Raw genomic sequence first — 17,447 nt, 5'->3', positions numbered from 1 at the left:
TGGGCGGCGGAGTCGAAAGATTTCCCTGCTGCGTGGCGAGTCTGACGCGAGGTTCTTCGATTCGAACCGAGCCCACGACGGGAGAGGGTAGATTTACGCAATACGCAGTACGCACTACGGTTGACCCATGACGCATCACGCACCGCCTCACGGCCAGCTCGTCTCCGTCAGCGGGGTCACAATGACCTCCTGGAGGGCGGACTCGGGCGGGATCTTGACGGCGAAGACGATAGTCGCCGCGACGACCGCCGGGTCCTGCAGGTTTGCCTCGTCCGGCATTGGGATGCCCTGCTCGATGAAGCGGTCGAAGAAGTGGGTGCGCATCCCGCCCGGGATCACCGCGGTGACGCGGATGCCGTGCGGCCGTCCTTCGACCCCCAGCCCGCGGCTGAAGCCGATCAGCCCCCACTTGGAGGCGTGGTAAGCCGCGGCGTTGGCCCAGGCACGTGTGGCTGCGGTCGACGCGACGTTGACGATGTGCCCGCCGCCCTGCCGCTTCATGACCGGGAAGGCGAGCCGGGAGAAAAGGAACGGCCCACGCAGGTTCACACCGATGACCTGATCCCACTGGGCAACCGACATCTCCTCGGCCGCCAGGGTGTGGTCGACGGCGGCGCAGTTGACCAGCACGTCGAGGCGACCGAAACGGGCGACCACCTGACCGACGGCGTGGGCGGCCGCGTCGGCGTCGCTGACGTCACAGCCGAGCGGCAGCGACTCGATGTCGGCCGCGGCGATCTCGCGCGCGACATTGGCTGCGGCCTCGACGTTGATGTCGAGACATGCGACCGCGCAGCCCTCGCGGGCGAAGGCTCGCGCGGTGGCGGCGCCGAGGCCGCTGCCGGCACCGGTCACGAGCGCCACTTTCCCGCGCAGGTCGATCCCCGTTGGTCCATCCAGGCTCATGAGTGCTCCTCTTCCAGCCCACCCCGGCCGGGGTGGTGAAGGTCACCGCTCGGCGAGATGCAGCAGCCGCTGTGGTAGCGGATCAGCGGGAACTCGGTGACGACCTCCTCTCCCACCATCGTCGCTCTGGCGGTGAGGTCGGGCGCCGCGGGCGACGGTGCAACAGCCGGGCGCGCCCGCTCGGCCAGCACGGCGCCGTAGAGTGCCTGGGTCCGCTCGGCGACCGTCTGCCAGGTGAAGGCGCGCTCGACGCGCGCCCGGGCCGCCCGGCCCATTCGGTCCCGGAGCGCCGGGTCGGCCAGCACCTCAGCCAGGCGCCGGGCCAGCGCCTCGGGATCGCGCGGCGGGACGAGGAAGCCGGTCTCACCGTGGCGCACGGTGAAGGCGATGCCGCCGACGGCCGAGCCGATCACCGGCCGGCCGCAGGCCATCGCCTCCAGCGGCGTGAGGCCGAACGGCTCGTACCAGGGCGTGGTGACGGCCACATCGCCCGCGCCGTAGTAGGCGGTCAGCTCGCCGGGCTGTCGCTTGCCGGTGAAGATCACCCGGTCGGCAATCCCCAAATCGGCGGCGAGACGCTGCAGCACGCCGATTTCGGGCGTCGCCTCCGGGTCCGGCTCCTCCTTCTCCCCGCCGACGGCGAGGAGGCGGACCGGCAGACCGGTCCACCGGGCGAGCAGGGCGACGGCGCGCACGACGTTGCGCACGTCCTTGCGGGGCAACATCCGCCCAACGTAGACGACGACCGGGCCGTCGGTGTCCAGCCCGATCCGGCGACGCGCCTCGGCGCGGTCCATCGGGAAGAACTGCGCGGTGTCCACCGCCGAGGGGATGACGACCACGCGCGCCGGGTCAGCACCGTAGTCGTCCACCAGCTCCGCCTGCTCGGCGGGACACTGCGCGATGAGGCGATCGACCTGCCGGACGATGTCGGTCTCGACCCAGATGCGCTCCGGCGGGCTGGTGTCAGCCGCACCCTGGTGCCGCCGCTTGGTGATACCCGTCGCGTGGAAGATCTGGACGACGGGCACGCCGAGCGCCCGGCGCAGCTCGCCTGCCACCCAGCCGGACATCCAGAAGTTGCCGTGGATCAGGTCGTAGCGCGCCCCCTCGCGGACTGCGAAGCGGAGGATCTCGTCGCGGAACGCGGGCATCAACGGCCACAGGTCGTCCTTCGGCAGGAAGCGCGGCGGGCCGGCCGAGACGTGGACGATGCGGACGCCGGGCGCCCAGTCGAGCGTCTCGGGCAGGTCCGGCGCGTCACGCCGGGTGAAGATGTCGACCGCGTGGCCCATCCGGCCGAGCGCGCGGCTCACCTCGTCCACGTAGACGTTCTGCCCGCCCGCATCCTGCCCACCGAGGAGCGCAGCCGGGCTGGCGTGCTCACTCAGGAACGCGATGCGGAGCGGTGGCAGATGACCGGCAGCCATCAGGGCACCGTCCTTCCCTGGTCCTCAGCCGGGCGTGGTGCGTACTGCGTATTGCGCGTTCCGTTGTCTTCCCCCTCTCCCACAAGGGGAGAGGGGGGTAGGGAAGTGAGGGGTGTCTCTCCCAACACCCGCGCAAACGCGGCGTTCCAGTCGCGCCGGAAGCGATCGAGCCCGAAGCGCTCCTCGGCGGTGCGGCGGGCGGCTGCGCCGATGCGGGCAGCCTCCGCCGGGTGGTCGAGGAGGAAGAGCATGCGGTCGATCAGATAGTCCAGGTCGCAAGACACGAAGCCGTTGACGCCGTCCTGGATCACGTTCGGCAACTCGGTCGTGGCCAGCGCCACCACCGGCGCGCCGAGGGTCATCGCCTCGATGACGGATAGCGGCAGGCTGGTGTAGCGCATCGGGCTGAAGACGAAGCGGTACGCGGCCACGCGGCGGTGCAACTCACGGTAGGGCACGTCGCCCAGGCCGCCGAACGCCTCGGTCTCCATGCCGATCGCATCGATCGGAACCTGCTCCCGCGCCTGGAGGAAGAGGTCGAACCCGGCGATGCGCGGGCGACGCTGGACGCCGTTGGCGACGAAGACGCCGCGCGGCAACCGGCCGGTGTAGCGCGCCGCCGGGTCGATGGCCACGCTGTGCTCGATGACGGCCGTGGGTGTGCGGCCGTTGTCCCACATCACGCGGTTGTAGTGCGTGACGTGGACCAGAAGCACGCGCGGATCGTCGACCGGGTGACGGGAATGGACCGCGTCCGGCCTGGGCGTGTTGTGCTCCAGGTAGATGCCGGGGAGGTCGCGCTGCTCGGCGGAGAGGATCTCGAAGCGGTCCTCGAACCAGTTTTTCGGCGTCTGGTAGATGACCAAGTCAAAGTCGAGGTGGCGCACCCGCCCAGCCGGAACCTCGCGTACGGAGCCGGGCAGATCGAAGGTCGGGCCACGCCCGCTGTAGCCTTCGGGGCGCCCCGGCTTGACCGGCAGGTACCAATCGTGCTCGATGCGCGCGAGCGCGTTGAGGTAGCTGCCGTGGATGTGCCAGATCAGGATCCTCAGTCGTCGCATGCGATCGCTCCCGCCCCCAGCAGCCGCATCGCGGCCGCGGCGACCATCTCCGGCGTGATTCGGTGCAGGCACCGGTGATCGATCGGGCACTCCCGGTGGGCGCAGGGGCTGCACGCGACCGGGACGCGCACGACGGGGTGCCGCTCCCGGTCGAGCGGTGCCCAGCGGATCGGATCGGCCGGGCCGAAGAGGGTGACGCTGGGCGTGCCCAGCGCGTCGGCGATGTGGGCCGGGCCGGTGTCGTTGCTGATGAAGAAGTCGAGCCGGGCGATCAGTGCCGCCAGCCCGCCGAGCGAGGTCCGCCCGGCCAGCACCAGCGGCGCGGCGCGCATGGCCCTCGCGACCTGCTGAACCGTCGCGACCTCCTCCGTGCTGCCAGTCAGGACCACCCGCGCGCCGAAGCGCTCGGCCAGCAGGTCGCCCGCCGCGGCGAAGCGCTCGGGCGGCCAGCGCCGCGCGGGGTAGCGTGCGCCGGGGTGGATGCCGACCAGCGGCCCGCCGGGCGGTAGCCGGTCAAGCAGCGCGGCTGCCTCGGCCCGGTCGGCGGCACTCAGCGGGAACTCCAGCGCCGGCCCCAGGTCGGGGCAGCCGAGCAGCCGGGCCAGCCGCAGGTTACGCTCGATCTCAGAGCAGTCGTCCGGGTAGGGGGCGCCGATGTCCAGCCCGGCTGGACGTGCGCCGTCGTAGTACCCGGCCGTCACCCGCCCGCCGAGCGCCAGCGCGCAGGCGTTGCTCGTCCGGCCGCTGCCGTGCAACTGGATCACCAGGTCGTAGCCCGCGGCACGCTGGGCGGCGACGAAGCGGGCGGTGCGCGCCGGATCGATCTGTACCTCCGCGATGCCGGGGTAGCCCTCGAAGGGGACGAAGCGGTCAAGGTAGCGGTCGAATCGCCGGGCGAACGCCTCGGCCCAGGGCAGGCCAATCAGAGTGATCTCGGCCCCGGGGAACCCGGCCCGGAGCGCGCGGAGGGCGGGCACCGCGAGCAGCAGGTCGCCGAGGTGCAGTGCGCGCAGCACGGCGATGCGGCGCGGCGGGGTGACGAGCGGCGCGCTCATCGCCCACCTCCCGGTACACCCACGCCGGCGCCGACCAGTAGCTCCAGCGCCGCCGCGGTTGCCTCCTCGGGCGGGATGTCGAGGCACGGCTGGCCGATCGGGCAATCGAAGCGGTAGCAGGGGTGGCAGGCGGTCGGCCGCCGCAGCAGGCGGGAGCGGGTGTGCCGCGGGCGCCACTGCGCGTCGAGGTCGGTGCCGGAGTAGAGCGCCAGCACGGGCGTGTCGAGCGCGTCAGCCAGGTGGAGCGGCAGCGTGTTGCCGCAGACGACGAGCGCGGCCCGGTCCACCAGCGCGGCGAACTCCCCCAGCGTCGTCCGCCCGACCAGCGGCCGCACCCGCGGCCCGGCCCCATCGACGACCGCGGCGACAAGACCCGCCTCGCGCGCCTGACCCGTGACCAACACCGGCCAGCCGGCCGCGGTCAGCAGCCGGGCGAGGCCCGCCGCCAGCGCGACCGGCACCCGCCGCGCCGCGGCGCTCGCGCCGGGGTGGAGCAGGACGAAGGGCGCGCCGGGGTCCAGGCCCGCTGCAGCCGCCAGCCGGGGCACGGCCGCGTGCGCCTCCGGAGGCAGGGCCACCGCCAGGCGGCGGTCGCGCACCGGGAAGCCGAGGTGTTCGACGAGGCGCACGTTGCGCTCGGCTTGGTGCAGGTCGTCCGGCGCGCCGCGCTGCTCGTCGGTCAAGGTGCTGCCGCCGAACTCCTTCGACTCCCCCGCCCGCAGCGGAATTCCCGCCAGGTAGCAAACATAGCCGGGCACGTGCGGTGTCTGGCTGAAGGAAGTGAAGATGAGCGCGGCGTCGAAGCGACGAGCTGCCAGGTCGGCGATCATCGCCCGCTCGCGCGCCGGGTCGAACGGGATTCGCCCGCCGACGTCCTGCCAGACCGGCCGCCAGACCATGACGTCGTCGACCCAGGGGAGGAGCGAGGCGGCCGCAGCACCCGCGCGGCTGGCGATCAGGGTGATGCGCCCCGCGGGCGACGCTTCCTTGATGGCCCGCAGCGCGGGACCCAGCATGATGACGTCGCCGATGTTGTCGAGCCGCAGCGCGGCGATGGTGCGTGCCTCTCGCCAGCCGCTCATGGCCGCTTCCCACCCTGTGCGACCGAGGCGGTCGCCCCATTGGTCGCCGCGGGCTCCGCCCCGGACAGGAGGTCGCGCGCGGCATCGAGCACCATGGCCGGTGGGACCAGGCGCAGGCACTCGTGCCCATACGGGCAGACTCGGCTGTAGCAGATGCGGCAGGGAACGTCGTAGAAGAGCAGCCGGTGCGGCACGCGCCACGGCCCCCACTGCTCCGGCGGGTTGGTCAGTGCGAAGAGGGCGACCACCGGCGTCTTGACCGCGGCCGAGACGTGCATCGGCCCGGTGTTGTTGGTGATCGTCAGGTCCGCCGCGGCGATCAGGGCGCAGAGGCCGGGGAAGTCGAGATCCCCCGCCAGCGGCAGCGCCCGCTCGCGCAGCGCGGGGCGCAGGCGGGCCCGGATACGCTCGACCAGCGGCCGCTCCTCGGCAACGCCGGTCAGCGCCACGGTGGCGCCTAGGCGCCCGATCAGCAATGCGGTCACCTCGGCGTACTGCTCCCAGGAGTAGGTCCGGGCCGGCATCGAGCAGCCGGGGTGGAGCACGACGAGCGGGCGGTCGCCCAGCGCGCCAATGTCCGCCAGCCGGTCGGCGACGGCCGCGCGGGCGCTGTCGGGGACCGAGAGCACGAGGTCGCGCTCGGCGGTGTACATGCCGATGGCGCCGACGAGGTCCAGACCACGCTCCACCTCGTGCATCATCCGCTCCGGGTGCTTGTGGCGCGTGGTGAGGAGCGAGCCGGGGCCGTCGATCGAGACGGCGACGCGCAGCGGGATGTCGGCCAGGTAGCAGAGGTACGCCGCGGGCAGGGGGCTTTGGCGGAACGAGGTGAAGATGATCGCGCCATCGAACCGGCGGGCCTTGAGCCGCGCGATCATGTGCTGCTCGCGCCGGCTGTCGTGCGGCAGGCGGGACCAGGGGTCCATCCAGGGCGCCTGGTAGACGACGACGTCGTCCAGGTCGGGGTTCAGCCGCCCTGCCTGGGCCCCGACCGGTCCGGCCAGCAGCGTGATCTCCGCCTCAGGCAGCGACGCGCGGATGGCGTGGATCGCCGGGGTCGTCAGCAGGACGTCGCCCAGGTTGTCCAGCCGGATGGCCAGCACCCGGCGCGCGGCGGCCCAGCGGGCGTCCAGCGGGCTCACGGCTCCGCTCCGTTCGTGCCAATCCCGGCAGAGTCGGCGGTCCCGGCCAGCGCCACGATGCGGTCGATCACGCCACTGGTGCTCAAACGGCTGACGAGCGGCAGGATCACCACCCGTCCGCCGACGGCACGGACCGCCTCGGCCTCGGGCAGCCGAACGTCGGAGTAGTCGCCTCCCTTGGCGTGGATGTGCGGGCGCAGCGCGCGGATCAGCTCGGCCGGGGTCGCCTCGTCGAACAGCAGCGCCTCGTCCACCGCGTCGAGCGCGGCCACCAGCGCCAGCCGGTCGCGCTCGCTGTTGATCGGCCGGCCCGCCCCCTTGAGCCGCCGGGCAGAGCGGTCGCTGTTCACCCCGACGATGAGGAGGTCGCCGAGTGCCCTGGCACGGCGCAGGAACTCGACGTGCCCGGCGTGGAGGATGTCGAAGACGCCGTTGGTGAAGACGATGGTCCTGCCCGCGAGTCGGGCAACGTCGAGCCGGGCGACGACGTCACGGCGAGCCGCGGCCATACTGGCGGGCCGCCCGTCCAGGTCGCACAGGCTGACGCGGCGCAGGAGATCCTGGTAGGGCACGGCGGCGGTCCGCTGGCAGGCAACGGCGATCCCGGCGGCGTCGATGCCGATCCGGCTGGCCTCCACTACATCAGCCCCGGCCGCGAGCGCGAGCCCGAGCGCGGCGGCGAACGTGTCGCCGGCGCCGATGTCGCTGGCCTGCGCGGGCGGGTGAACCGGAAGGTGCCGGCCGGCCCCGTCGCGCCCGAGCAGGAACACACCGTCGGCGCCCAGGGTGATCGCCGCATAGGCCGCGTCGACCTGCTCCAGCAGGCCGCGGCCGATCCGCTTGACCTCCGCCAGGTCGAGCGGGCCCGGCTCCTCCGCCCCCGGCGCAACGGCCAGACGTGCCTCCAGGTAGTTGGGCGTGACAACCGTCGCCCCGGCAGCATGGAAGCGGTGCAGCGCCTTGGAGTCGACCACCAGCGGGCAGTGCCGCGCGGCACGCAGCGTCCGCAACTGGGCGATGAGGTCGTCGGCGACGGCTCCGTAGGCGTAGTCGGAGACGACCACCACGTCGCAGGTGGGGACGGCGTGTTCCAGATGCTCCAGCAGCCGGGCGTGGGCCGCGGGCGAGGCGGCGCGGGAGTCTCCCTCGTCGAAGCGGACCACGTACTGCCCGTCAGCCAGGATGCGCAGCTTGTGGAGCGTGCTGACCGCCGGGTCGGCCACCAGCCAACGGTCGTCGACGCCGCGCGCGGCCAGCGCCGCCCGCAGTAGATCGCCCGGCACATCCTCGCCCACCAGCCCCAGGAAGACGACCTCGGCCCCTAGGGCGCGCAGGTTGGCGGCCGTGTTGGCGGCGCCCCCGGGCACGCGCTCCTCGGCCGTCTTGCGCACCACCGGCACCGGCCCCTCGGTGCAGAGCCGCGCGGCGGTCCCCTCCAGGTAGCTATCGAGCATGGCGTCGCCGATGACCAATGCCCGCAGGCGCCGGAAGCGCCGCACCACCTCGACTGCGCGCACCATCACCGGTCTCCTCCCGCGCCGCTCAGGCTGGCCGCCGGCCAGCCCGGCGGCCGGTAGTCCAGCTCCGGTGCCGCCGCCAGGCCCTCGACCGCACTGATGATCCGCAGCGCGTGCGGCGTGTCGCGGGCGACGAAGTCCGGCCGGCGCCGCGCCGTGACCGGCGGCGACTCGGTGGCGAGATCGACGAGGACGGTGCGGCACCCGGCGCGGCGGCCCGCCTCCACGTCGTCCAGGACGTCGCCAACGAGCCAGGAGCGCGCCGGGTCGACGCCCAGATCGTGCACCGCGCGCCACAGCATCCCGGGGGCGGGCTTGCGGCAGTCGCAGCGCCGGGCAAGCTCGGGAATCGCCCCGTCCGGGTGGTGCGGGCAGTAGTAGATCGCGTCGAGCCGCACCCCGGAGCGGTCCAGGCTGGCCGCCAGGTGCTCGTGCATCCGGTGCAGGTCCTCCTCGGTAAAGTAGCCGCGGGCGATCCCGGACTGGTTCGTCACCACCACCAGCCGGAAGCCGGCCGCCTGCAACCGGCGCAACTCCGGGCCGATCCCCTCGTAGAGGCGCAGGTGCTCGGGCCGGGAGGGGTAGTGGCGCCGGTGGACCAGGGTGCCGTCCCGGTCGAGGAAGATCGCGCGACGCGGGCCGGTCATGGGCCACCGGCTCCTTCCCGGATCGCCAGTTCAGCCTCGACCAGATCACAGAGGACGTGGGTGACGATCAGGTGCAGTTCCTGCACGAGAGCGGTGTCGTCGGTGGGGACCCGCACCGCGAGGTCAGCCAGCGCGGCCAGCCGGCTGTCGCGCTCGCCGGTGACGGCGAGCACGGTGAGACCGCGCCGGCGCGCGGTCACGGCCGCCCGCACCAGGTTCTCCGACTCCCCGCTCGTGCTGATCACGACCAGGAGATCGCCCGCCCGGCCGAAGGCCGCCACCTGCCGGGCAAAGACCTGCTCGTAGCCGTAGTCGTTGGCGACCGCCGTCACGACGGCGCTGTCGGTACACAGCGCCACGACGGGATACGGCTCCCGCTCGCGCCGGAAGCGCCCGACCAGTTCGGCCGCGAAGTGCTGGGCCCCGGCCGCGCTGCCGCCGTTCCCGGCGACCAGCACCGTGCGCCCGGCTCGCAGCGTCGCGATGAGCATGTCCGCCACGGCGGCGAGGCGGGCGCTCTGTGACTCCAACCGGGTCAGTGCCGCCGCCAGGTCGCGTCTGCGCCCGGCCAGCGCGTGGGCGAGCACCGCCCCGTACGGCCCGCCGTTGGTCGACGGAGCCCACGCTGCGACCTGCACGTCATCATCGATCATGCGTTTGCTCCCGATCGCTCGCACACGCCGAGCCCATAGGCGCGCCGGCGCACTTGAATGCGCGGGGGCTATTTCCTTTTCCCAGGCTAACGAGTTTGCCAGTCAGGCTTCATCGGGCATCTGCCCAAGCCGCTTTGGGTTCTGGAGAAGCGGGTTTGTGCAGGTGCACAACGGCGGGGTGGGGAAGAGATCTGGCTGGGGACCCCTCACCCCCGACCCCTCTCGGACGGAGCCCACAAGGGGAGAGGGGAGAGATACGCACTACGCAGTACGCATGACGTGTGACGCACGACGCATGAGGCGGGACGTTCCCCGCTCCCAAGGTTGGGAGAGGGGGTCAGGGGGTGAGGGCCGGGAGACGGCCCTCACCCCCACCGGACACGACAGCGCCCCCGGTTGCCCGGGGGACGCTGCCTTGGCGCGTCAGGCAGATGTGACGGCGCTACGACGCAACCACCTCGAAATACACAGGAGGGATGAGCTGGCGATCACGGACGGCAGGCACTTCAGTCAACCGGGGATACCGCGAGAAACGCAAGAGGTGAGCAAACAGTATTTCGAACTTCTCGTCCCTGTCGCCCAATGTTGGGAAAGGGGAACGAAGGACGTTGCGCGCCATTTGCTTTGCGTGAGACGAACGCTATGCCCCGCCGTCCATGCGCCCCGCTCCCGAGCGCCTGACCGAGGGGTGGGAGCGGGGCCGGGGGTGAGGGCCAGGTCCCCCTCACTCCGTGGCGGAACGGAGGGAGCGGACGAGGAGGGCGAGGCGGACCTGGACGGCGTCGTCGAAGCGGCGGGGGTCGAGGCCGGTCAGCAACGCGACCTTGTCGAGCCGGTAGCTGAGGGTGTTGCGGTGGATCGCGAGGCGCGCGGCGGCGTCGGAGAGGCAGCAGTCCGCAGCGAAGAAGGCATCCAGCGTTTCCAGCAGCTCCGGAGCGTGGTCGAGCGGGCTGAGGAGGTGTCGCGCCAGGTCGATCTTCGTCCGCTCGTCGGCCACGCCGACGAAGGCCGCCATACCCAGCCCGTCCAGGCAGTGGACCCGGTTCTGGCCGTGGAAGCGGCGGCCGAGGAAGAGCGCCGCCCGCGCGTCCTGGTACGAGCGGGCCAGCCCGCGGATGCCGGGATGGTAGCGGCCGATCCCGACGTTGACATGGGCGCCGGTGTCCCGCCGCAGCCGGGCGAGCAAGGCGTCCGCGGCGCGCTTGAGCGCGCTGAGGTTGGCCCACGAGGCGGCGGGCTGGTCAGGGCTGTCCTCATCGGTCCAGGCCACCAGATCCTGCGTGCTGCTGGCCTTGAGCACCGCGATGTCGCCGTCGCCGATGTAGGCGCAGATGCTGTCGTTCGGCAGGTCGAAGAAGCCGACGACGCTGGCGATCACGAGCTGGGCGCGCCGCCGCCGCTGCACCTCGGCCGCCTCGGGCCGGTCGGGACCACTCGCGCTGAGGATAAACTCCGCGGCGTCGATCAGGATCACCGCGCGCGGTCGGGTGAAGTCCATCCCCAGGATCTGGGCCACGCGCAGCACGTCGGCCTCGTCGCCGAACTGCCCGCGGAGCAGATCGTGGATGAACTTGTCCTTCAGTTCGTGGCGCTTGGGAATCTGCTCCAGCACCGCCGCCTGGTTGATCACCAGCTCCACCAGAGCCTGCACCAGCCGCGGCGACGTCGCTTCGCCGGTGACCGGCGGGCCGACGATTACCTGTCCCTCATGGGAGTCGACCCGCAGGGGAACACGCAGGAAGTGCCCGGTGGGGTCCGGCTGAACCGCATCGAATGGGAGGCCGACGAGGTCGGGGTCGGTACTGGCACGCGTCACCCCGCGATCATCGACCACAGCGACATCGGCTGCGAGCAACTCGGCAGTCCGCTCCAGGACCACCTCCGCCACGCGATCGAACTGTACCTTGACCATCGCCACCGTGCGGGCCTCCATCCGCCGAGCGGATGTGTTCCAGCACTGATCGAGATGCCGGTGTCAGGAAACGCCACCCCGCCCCAGCGGGCAGCGTGCTTGCGTGATGCAGAACACATGCCAGCCGCTGGTCGGGTGGCGCCGCGGACGCGGGTGGTAGCATTCAAGGGCCGCGCCGACCCCGGACGGACCGGTGCCCGGCACCACGACATCGACAGCGAGGAGGAGACTACCGCATGCCCACCCGTCCAGCCAGTCGCCGCCGCATCGGTCCCACGCTGACGCTCGTCCTGTTTCTGGGGCTCGTCACCCTGCTCGCGGCGTGCGGCGGGTCGCGGGAGTTGACCGGCACCGACCTAGGCCAGGAGCCGGCGCCGGACTTCACGCTCACGGATCACCGCGGGCAGACCGTCAGCCTGTCGCAGTTGCGGGGCAAGGCGGTCGCGCTCACCTTCATCTACACCCACTGCCCGGACATCTGCCCCCTGATCACCCAGCACCTGCGGCAGGCGTACGAGCAGTTGCCGGAGGACGCGCAGGAACGGGTCGCGCTGGTGGCGATCACCGTCGATCCGGCACGCGACACGCCGGAGGTGCTCCAGGAGTACTCTGAGCGGCACGGGCTGGCGGAGAACCCGGCCTGGTTCGCGCTGACCGCCGACGCCGCCACGCTTGAGCCCGTCTGGGCGAGCTATTATGTCGATTCGGGCGCGATGATGGCCGACGACCATGCCGGAGCGGACGCGCACGGCGGGCAAGGCGAGCACGGCGATCACGCCGACCACGAAGCCACGCCCGCGGCGGGCGACGGCCAGCAGTTCACCCACACCGACGCGATCTTCCTCATTGACCGCGACGGCAACTGGCGCGTCCTGCTGCGCTCGGGAACACCTCCCGAGGAGATCGCCGACAACCTTGAGATCCTGGCCGGGTAGCGGCGGCGCCTCCGTTCGGACGCGGGTTCGGCCGTGGCCCCTGGATTGCATCGTCCGGACAGTGGCAGGCACCCCGCCCGCTGCCGATACCGGGGTGCCCTCGCGGACCGCCCGGTGCGAGCCGGGAAACGGTCAGGGGACGTCCGGCGATGCTGCTCTCATTCTGGTTGCCCGCTGACTGGGGCGCGATCTTCCTGCCCTCGACGCCGATCCTGGAGATCGTCGTGCGGGGCAGCGTCATCTATTTAGTGCTCTTCTTCGGGCTCCGGTTCCTGCTGAAGCGTGAAGCCGCCGGAATCCGGCTCACCGACCTGCTGGTCGTCGTGCTGATTGCCGACGCGGTACAGAACGGTATGGCGGGTGAGTACACCGCCGTCCCGGACGCACTGGTGCTGGCCGCGACAATCGTCGGCTGGAGCATGCTACTGTCCTTCGTCTCCTACCGCTTCCCCCGTGTCCGCCGGGTGATCGAGCCGCAGCCGCTGCTGCTGATCAAGGACGGGAGATTGCTCCCAAAGAACGCCGCCAGCGAGTTGCTGACGCGCGACGAGATCATGGGACAACTGCGCGCGCAGGGGGTGGAGCGGATCGAGGACGTCAAAGAGGCTTACATGGAGAGCAACGGGATCATCACCGCGATCCCACGCGAGAAACAGGGGGAGCCGAAGCAGCAGCCCAACGACGCGGTGCGGTAGACACCGATCAGGCGCGACGGCGTGGAACCGGCTCCACGCCGGACCGGGAGGGAAGAGACGAAAGCCGGCCGGAAGGTGGCACGACGCGGGCTCTACGGCTTGCCGGAGAGCGCGTCCGGGTCGTTCACCGCCTGGCGGAACTGCTCGCGCAGTTGCCGCTCCGTCTCGGCCTCGGCCTCGGCACGCGCCTTCTTCGCCTCTTCGAGCCGCTCGCGGACGCGTTCCTGCAGCTCCGGTCCGCTCTCCGGCGCCAGCAGCGAGGCGACTGCCGCCCCGACCGCGGCGCCGAGCAGCGCGCCGCCACCGAACTTGAGGATTCCGCGGAGTAGGCCCATCATCGCGTCCCCCTCCCGAACAGCCGCCGCAGCAGCGCGGCGGCGATCGCGAGCGCCACGCCCGCGGCCGCACCGAAAGCCGCTGCGCCGGGCAGGTCGAACGTCGGGCGGACATCACCTTCCGCCTGGCCCGCCAGCACCAGCACCCGCGAGCCGTCTTCCAGATGCGCCCGCTCGGCGCGCACCAGTCCAGCCCGGCTGCGCACCATCCGCACGTCGTCGGCCGAGACCTGCGTTACCTGGCTGCGCTGGAGCACGGCGCGCTCGCTCCGGACCGACATCGCCGCGGAGCGATCGAGCTGCGCGCTGCGCGCGTCGATCCCCCGCGCTGCCGACTGCTCCATGCTCACGCGCTCGGCGGTCACGCCATCGGCCGAGCTGCGGTTCATCAGGACCGTCTGCGCCTCGACCGACCCGACGCGCGTCCCGCTGACCTCCGTGGCTGGAGTCGGCACCTTTCCCGCCGGTTGCTTATAGACCGTCTCCCGGATCCCGCTCTCCGGCCCCTCCGCCATGACGCAGCCCCCACCAGTCTCAACCTCAGGCTCATCAGTCGCGAGCGGGGCGCACCGTCAAATCCGCGCCACCATGCCCGCAGCGTCCATGGTACGGGCCACATGCTGCCAGTGTCAAACAAACGGCCCGGTAGATCCTCGCTCGCCGTGAAGCAGGGATAGTAGGTCACACGGAGCGCGGGCGTCACCGGGAGTCGCGCCCAGCGGACGCGGCTCTCACCCCCCAACCCTTTCCCAACGTTGGGAGAGGGGAGCCACACACGAGGGGTCGGGAAGGATGCCCGCGCTCCGGGACAGCCGGGTGGCGCAGAGGGTCCGGCGGCGGTAGGATGCGGCTGGAGAGGTTGGCCCGGCATTGTTGCGTCAGCCGTGGGACGGGAGGGAACCAGCATGCAGTCGCCATCCCCGAGCCGGGGTCCGCGCAAGCTCGATATCGCAACCCGCGTGGTCCACACCGGCGAGCGTCCGGCACGCCCGGACTTCGTTCCGGTCACCACGCCGATCTACCCGAGCGCCTCGTTCGTGTACGAGGATCTGGATGTGATGGACCAGGCCCTCGGCGGTGCCGAGGACGCCTTTGTCTACACCCGCTATGGGAACCCGACGACCCGTGCCCTGGAGGTCGCCGTTGCCGACCTGGAGGGAACGGAGACGGCCTTCGCCTTTGCTTCCGGCATGGGGGCGCTGCATGCGGCGATCATGACCAGCATCGCGCCGGGCGACGCCATCGTGGCGTCCCGCGACCTCTACGGCGCGACCTACGCCATGCTGAACGGGCAGCTACGCGAGTGGGGCTGCCGCGTCGAGTTCGTGGACATGCTCGACCTGGAGGCGGTGGGCGCGGCAATCGAGCGACTGCGCCCGGCCCTCGTCGTCTGCGAGGTGATCTCGAACCCGCTGCTGCGGGTGACCGACGTGCCGGCCGTGGTGGAGATGGCGCACCGTGTCGGGGCGACGGTAATGGTCGACGCGACCTTCTGCCCGACACTCTACGCGCCCGCCGCGGACGGGGCAGATCTGGTCATCCACTCGCTGACCAAGTACATCGGCGGGCATGGGGATGTCACCGGCGGCATCGTGGCGACGAGCAAGGAGCGACGGGAGCGCCTGGCAACCTTCGCCCGCACGACCGGCGCGACGATCGGCCCCTTCGAGGCCTGGCTGGCGCTGCGTGGGCTCAAGACGCTACCGCTGCGGATGGAGCGGCACTGCGCCAACGCGGCGGCGATCGCGAGCGCACTGGTCGAGCATCCCCTGGTCGCACACGTCAACTATCCCGGCCTCACCAGCCACCCGAGCCATGCGACGGCACGGCGGCTCTTCGGCGAGCGCGGCTATGGGGGCATGATCTCCTTCGAGATCAAGGACGGCGGGCGAGAGCAGGTCTTCGCCTTCCTGTCGGCGCTGGAGCTGATTGTCCCGGCCACCTCGCTCGGCGACGTCTATTCGCTGGCTCTCTACCCGGCGATGTCGTCGCACCGCGCGTTGACACCCGAGGAGCGCGCCGCCTACGGCATCGGGGATGGACTGGTGCGCATCTCCGTCGGGATCGAGGCGCCGGAGGACATCCTGGCCGACCTCGACCAGGCACTGCGGGCAGCGGCGGGGACGTCCCGCTAGGCCGCATCGCCCGCGTTGCGGGTTGACGGTGAGGCAGCGTCGTGTTAGGTTAATGGGGTCCGGGACGCGGGGCGTCCTGGGCCTGTGGTGTGCGGCTCTCCCCTTCTGGGGATTGACGACTGCCGCACTCGGCCTCGTGAAAGGGTCAACGTTGGAACCCGGTAGTACTCACAAGGGAGTCACCGTTCTCAGCGGCTGACCGGGGCCAGCGTGTTGCCATGCGTGCCACGCCCCCGGTTCAGCCGGGGGATTTTTGTGCCAATGACGGCCTGGAAAGGTGGTACGCAATGCAGACCTCCGTGCGCTACACCGTGATCAACCAGGATGGCCGGCCGGTGATCCGGGCGGTACCGGTGCCGAGCCGGCTGAACGACTCGCTGGTGCAGGCTGCTGCGCGCGGCGAGCGCCAGCAGGCGCCGGCTAGGCGGGATGAGTCGATCCTGCGGCGCATCCGCCGTCTGCGGCTGCTTGACATCCGCTAGCGTCTGCACCGATTCCGCGGTTCACATCGACCCCTGCCGGGAGCAAGCCGGCAGGGGTCGTTCCTATCTTGGGCGGGAGCCGCACCCCCGTGACGGCTCAATGGCCACGAGCGCCGGCGTCGTGCCAGTCCCCGCGAGCGAGGACTTCACCCCCGCCCCCTCTCCCAACTTTGGGAGAGGGAGTCGCATACCGAAGCCGGCGGCATGCCGGCGCTCCTGTGCCGCCCGGCTCGGGAAGTGCAATGGGGGCGAGAGTGTTGGCAAGAGGGGTGAATACGGCTATTGTCTGCCGTGGAGTCAACGGAGAGAGGGGTGTACCACATGAGCCGACTGGGCTACGCGGCGATGTTCGAGCAGTTCCACCCGACCGACCTCCTGCGCTGGTGTCAGCTCGCTGAGCAGGTGGGCTTCGACTCGGTCATGGCCTCGGACCACTTCCAACCCTGGACGCCGCAGCAGGGGCAGAGCGCCTTCGTCTGGTCGTGGCTGGGCGCGCTGGGCGCCACGACCAACCTGCGCTTCGGCACCGGGGTGACGCCGCCCGGCTACCGCTACCATCCCGCCATCGTGGCCCAGGCGGCGGCCACGCTCGAGGCGATGTTCCCCGGCCGCTTCTGGCTCGGTTTGGGCGCGGGGGAGGCGCTCAACGAGCACATCGTGGCCGAGTACTGGCCCGAGCCGCCGCAGCGGCTGGAACGGCTCATCGAGTCGATCGAAGTCATCCGCAAGCTCTTCACGGGAAAGACGGTGAAGTACTGGGGCAAGCACATCAAGATGGAGTCGGCACGGCTCTGGACGATGCCCGAGACGCCGCCACCCATCCTGGTGGCAACCTCCGGCCCGATCATGAGCGAGCGGACGGGGCGGCTGTGCGACGGGATCATCACCGTCGGCGCGGCGGATGAGAAGATCCAGATGCTGATGGGTCGCTTCGAGAAGGGCGCCCGTGAGGCGGGCAAGGACCCGGCGACCATGCCGCGCATGATCCAACTGCACGTCTCCTGGGCGGAGACCGACGAGGAGGCGGTGGAGCAGGCCGTGCGGGAGTGGCCGAACGGCGGGATGAACTTCCCCAAGCAGGACATCCGCGATCCGGAGCACTTCGCCGCGATGGCCCGGCTGGTCCGGCCGGAGCACTTCACCGGCCGGGTGTTCATGTCGGCAGATCTTGACGCCCACCGCGCGCATATCCAGCATTACATCGACCTCGGCTTCACCGAGGTCTACGTGCACAACGTCGGGCGGAACCAGGAGGAGTTCATCCGCGCCTACGGGGAGAAGGTCATCCCGCACCTCCGCTGGCCCGACGGCAGCGCGCTGGCGTCGACCGCCTCCGCCTGACCATCCAACGCAGCACCGTGAGACTGGCCGGCCCGGCGTGCACGAATCACGCACGTCGGGCCGATCTGCTCTAGATTTTTTCCTGCGTTCGTGCTAATTGAAGAGTATCGAGCCAGGGC

Annotated in this window: 17 protein-coding genes; 5 read left to right on the top strand and 12 right to left on the bottom strand. The window is 71.1% G+C overall.

Annotation, left to right across the window (positions count from 1 at the left end; translation table 11 throughout):
- Positions 1-147 precede the first annotated feature (147 nt).
- The 10 genes from STHE_RS00235 to STHE_RS00190 all read right to left on the bottom strand — a co-directional run bounded on the left by STHE_RS00235 (position 148) and on the right by STHE_RS00190 (position 11,405).
- Positions 148-906 carry an SDR family oxidoreductase gene (locus STHE_RS00235; RefSeq protein WP_012870536.1) on the bottom strand — a complete coding sequence of 253 codons (759 nt, stop codon included), beginning with the start codon at positions 904-906 and terminating at the stop codon, positions 148-150.
- The gene (locus STHE_RS00230; protein ID WP_012870535.1) at positions 903-2,336 is read right to left on the bottom strand and encodes a glycosyltransferase; all 1,434 of its coding nucleotides are present in this window, start codon (positions 2,334-2,336) and stop codon (positions 903-905) included. Before STHE_RS00230 ends, STHE_RS00235 begins: the two co-directional genes overlap by 4 nt.
- Positions 2,336-3,397 carry a glycosyltransferase gene (locus tag STHE_RS00225; protein WP_012870534.1) on the bottom strand — a complete coding sequence of 354 codons (1,062 nt, stop codon included), beginning with the start codon at positions 3,395-3,397 and terminating at the stop codon, positions 2,336-2,338. The genes STHE_RS00230 and STHE_RS00225 overlap by 1 nt, the downstream gene beginning before the upstream one ends.
- Positions 3,385-4,452, bottom strand: coding sequence for a glycosyltransferase family 9 protein (locus tag STHE_RS00220; RefSeq protein WP_012870533.1), 1,068 nt, complete (start codon positions 4,450-4,452; stop codon positions 3,385-3,387). The genes STHE_RS00225 and STHE_RS00220 overlap by 13 nt, the downstream gene beginning before the upstream one ends.
- The gene (locus tag STHE_RS00215) at positions 4,449-5,534 is read right to left on the bottom strand and encodes a glycosyltransferase family 9 protein (protein WP_012870532.1); all 1,086 of its coding nucleotides are present in this window, start codon (positions 5,532-5,534) and stop codon (positions 4,449-4,451) included. The genes STHE_RS00220 and STHE_RS00215 overlap by 4 nt, the downstream gene beginning before the upstream one ends.
- Positions 5,531-6,676 carry a glycosyltransferase family 9 protein gene (locus tag STHE_RS00210; protein ID WP_012870531.1) on the bottom strand — a complete coding sequence of 382 codons (1,146 nt, stop codon included), beginning with the start codon at positions 6,674-6,676 and terminating at the stop codon, positions 5,531-5,533. The genes STHE_RS00215 and STHE_RS00210 overlap by 4 nt, the downstream gene beginning before the upstream one ends.
- Positions 6,673-8,196, bottom strand: a complete 1,524-nt coding sequence (locus tag STHE_RS00205) for a PfkB family carbohydrate kinase (RefSeq protein WP_012870530.1) — start codon at positions 8,194-8,196, stop codon at positions 6,673-6,675. The genes STHE_RS00210 and STHE_RS00205 overlap by 4 nt, the downstream gene beginning before the upstream one ends.
- Positions 8,196-8,840, bottom strand: a complete 645-nt coding sequence (locus STHE_RS00200) for a D-glycero-alpha-D-manno-heptose-1,7-bisphosphate 7-phosphatase (protein WP_012870529.1) — start codon at positions 8,838-8,840, stop codon at positions 8,196-8,198. The genes STHE_RS00205 and STHE_RS00200 overlap by 1 nt, the downstream gene beginning before the upstream one ends.
- The gene (locus STHE_RS00195; protein WP_012870528.1) at positions 8,837-9,493 is read right to left on the bottom strand and encodes a D-sedoheptulose-7-phosphate isomerase; all 657 of its coding nucleotides are present in this window, start codon (positions 9,491-9,493) and stop codon (positions 8,837-8,839) included. Before STHE_RS00195 ends, STHE_RS00200 begins: the two co-directional genes overlap by 4 nt.
- A gap of 724 nt (positions 9,494-10,217) precedes the next feature.
- On the bottom strand, positions 10,218-11,405 hold the full coding sequence (locus STHE_RS00190; RefSeq protein ID WP_083776123.1) for a PucR family transcriptional regulator: 1,188 nt from the start codon (positions 11,403-11,405) through the stop codon (positions 10,218-10,220).
- A gap of 236 nt (positions 11,406-11,641) precedes the next feature.
- Here STHE_RS00190 and STHE_RS00185 point away from each other — a divergent pair, with 236 nt between their 5' ends.
- Together STHE_RS00185 and STHE_RS00180 are read left to right on the top strand one after the other, a co-directional pair.
- Positions 11,642-12,340 (top strand): SCO family protein, encoded by a 699-nt coding sequence (locus STHE_RS00185; RefSeq protein WP_012870526.1) that lies wholly within the window; start codon positions 11,642-11,644, stop codon positions 12,338-12,340.
- Between the two features lie 149 nt (positions 12,341-12,489).
- Positions 12,490-13,035 (top strand): DUF421 domain-containing protein, encoded by a 546-nt coding sequence (locus tag STHE_RS00180; protein ID WP_012870525.1) that lies wholly within the window; start codon positions 12,490-12,492, stop codon positions 13,033-13,035.
- A 92-nt stretch (positions 13,036-13,127) separates the two neighbouring features.
- Here STHE_RS00180 and STHE_RS00175 read toward each other — a convergent pair whose 3' ends face one another.
- Positions 13,128-13,373: a YtxH domain-containing protein gene (locus STHE_RS00175; RefSeq protein ID WP_012870524.1), complete on the bottom strand. Its 246-nt coding sequence runs from the start codon at positions 13,371-13,373 to the stop codon at positions 13,128-13,130.
- Positions 13,370-13,885 (bottom strand): hypothetical protein, encoded by a 516-nt coding sequence (locus tag STHE_RS00170; RefSeq protein ID WP_012870523.1) that lies wholly within the window; start codon positions 13,883-13,885, stop codon positions 13,370-13,372. The genes STHE_RS00175 and STHE_RS00170 overlap by 4 nt, the downstream gene beginning before the upstream one ends.
- Before the next feature lie 390 nt (positions 13,886-14,275).
- On the opposite strand from STHE_RS00170, the gene STHE_RS00165 reads away from it, so the two are divergent.
- The 3 genes from STHE_RS00165 (at position 14,276) to STHE_RS00155 (ending at position 17,328) form a co-directional block, all read left to right on the top strand.
- On the top strand, positions 14,276-15,505 hold the full coding sequence (locus STHE_RS00165) for a trans-sulfuration enzyme family protein (protein WP_012870522.1): 1,230 nt from the start codon (positions 14,276-14,278) through the stop codon (positions 15,503-15,505).
- A 287-nt stretch (positions 15,506-15,792) separates the two neighbouring features.
- Entirely contained in the window at positions 15,793-15,987 is a 195-nt protein-coding gene (locus STHE_RS00160) for a hypothetical protein (protein WP_012870521.1), read from the top strand.
- Between the two features lie 321 nt (positions 15,988-16,308).
- Positions 16,309-17,328 carry a TIGR03557 family F420-dependent LLM class oxidoreductase gene (locus STHE_RS00155; RefSeq protein WP_012870520.1) on the top strand — a complete coding sequence of 340 codons (1,020 nt, stop codon included), beginning with the start codon at positions 16,309-16,311 and terminating at the stop codon, positions 17,326-17,328.
- Positions 17,329-17,447: the final 119 nt, after the last annotated feature.

The organism is Sphaerobacter thermophilus DSM 20745, from assembly GCF_000024985.1.
GTDB classification, from domain to species: domain Bacteria; phylum Chloroflexota; class Chloroflexia; order Thermomicrobiales; family Thermomicrobiaceae; genus Sphaerobacter; species Sphaerobacter thermophilus.
This window is presented reverse-complemented; position numbering and strand designations above follow the sequence as displayed.

Bases quoted from the DNA above. Each gene is read 5' to 3' on its own strand.
- STHE_RS00190 (WP_083776123.1), bottom strand. From the start codon at position 11,405: ATGGTCAAGGTACAGTTCGATCGCGTGGCGGAGGTGGTCCTGGAGCGG.
- STHE_RS00160 (WP_012870521.1), top strand. From the start codon at position 15,793: ATGCAGACCTCCGTGCGCTACACCGTGATCAACCAGGATGGCCGGCCG.
- STHE_RS00155 (WP_012870520.1), top strand. From the start codon at position 16,309: ATGAGCCGACTGGGCTACGCGGCGATGTTCGAGCAGTTCCACCCGACC.
- STHE_RS00220 (WP_012870533.1), bottom strand. From the start codon at position 4,452: ATGAGCGCGCCGCTCGTCACCCCGCCGCGCCGCATCGCCGTGCTGCGC.
- STHE_RS00200 (WP_012870529.1), bottom strand. From the start codon at position 8,840: ATGACCGGCCCGCGTCGCGCGATCTTCCTCGACCGGGACGGCACCCTG.
- STHE_RS00165 (WP_012870522.1), top strand. From the start codon at position 14,276: ATGCAGTCGCCATCCCCGAGCCGGGGTCCGCGCAAGCTCGATATCGCA.
- STHE_RS00195 (WP_012870528.1), bottom strand. From the start codon at position 9,493: ATGATCGATGATGACGTGCAGGTCGCAGCGTGGGCTCCGTCGACCAAC.
- STHE_RS00225 (WP_012870534.1), bottom strand. From the start codon at position 3,397: ATGCGACGACTGAGGATCCTGATCTGGCACATCCACGGCAGCTACCTC.
- STHE_RS00230 (WP_012870535.1), bottom strand. From the start codon at position 2,336: ATGGCTGCCGGTCATCTGCCACCGCTCCGCATCGCGTTCCTGAGTGAG.
- STHE_RS00180 (WP_012870525.1), top strand. From the start codon at position 12,490: ATGCTGCTCTCATTCTGGTTGCCCGCTGACTGGGGCGCGATCTTCCTG.
- STHE_RS00235 (WP_012870536.1), bottom strand. From the start codon at position 906: ATGAGCCTGGATGGACCAACGGGGATCGACCTGCGCGGGAAAGTGGCG.
- STHE_RS00205 (WP_012870530.1), bottom strand. From the start codon at position 8,196: ATGGTGCGCGCAGTCGAGGTGGTGCGGCGCTTCCGGCGCCTGCGGGCA.
- STHE_RS00170 (WP_012870523.1), bottom strand. From the start codon at position 13,885: ATGGCGGAGGGGCCGGAGAGCGGGATCCGGGAGACGGTCTATAAGCAA.
- STHE_RS00175 (WP_012870524.1), bottom strand. From the start codon at position 13,373: ATGATGGGCCTACTCCGCGGAATCCTCAAGTTCGGTGGCGGCGCGCTG.
- STHE_RS00215 (WP_012870532.1), bottom strand. From the start codon at position 5,534: ATGAGCGGCTGGCGAGAGGCACGCACCATCGCCGCGCTGCGGCTCGAC.
- STHE_RS00185 (WP_012870526.1), top strand. From the start codon at position 11,642: ATGCCCACCCGTCCAGCCAGTCGCCGCCGCATCGGTCCCACGCTGACG.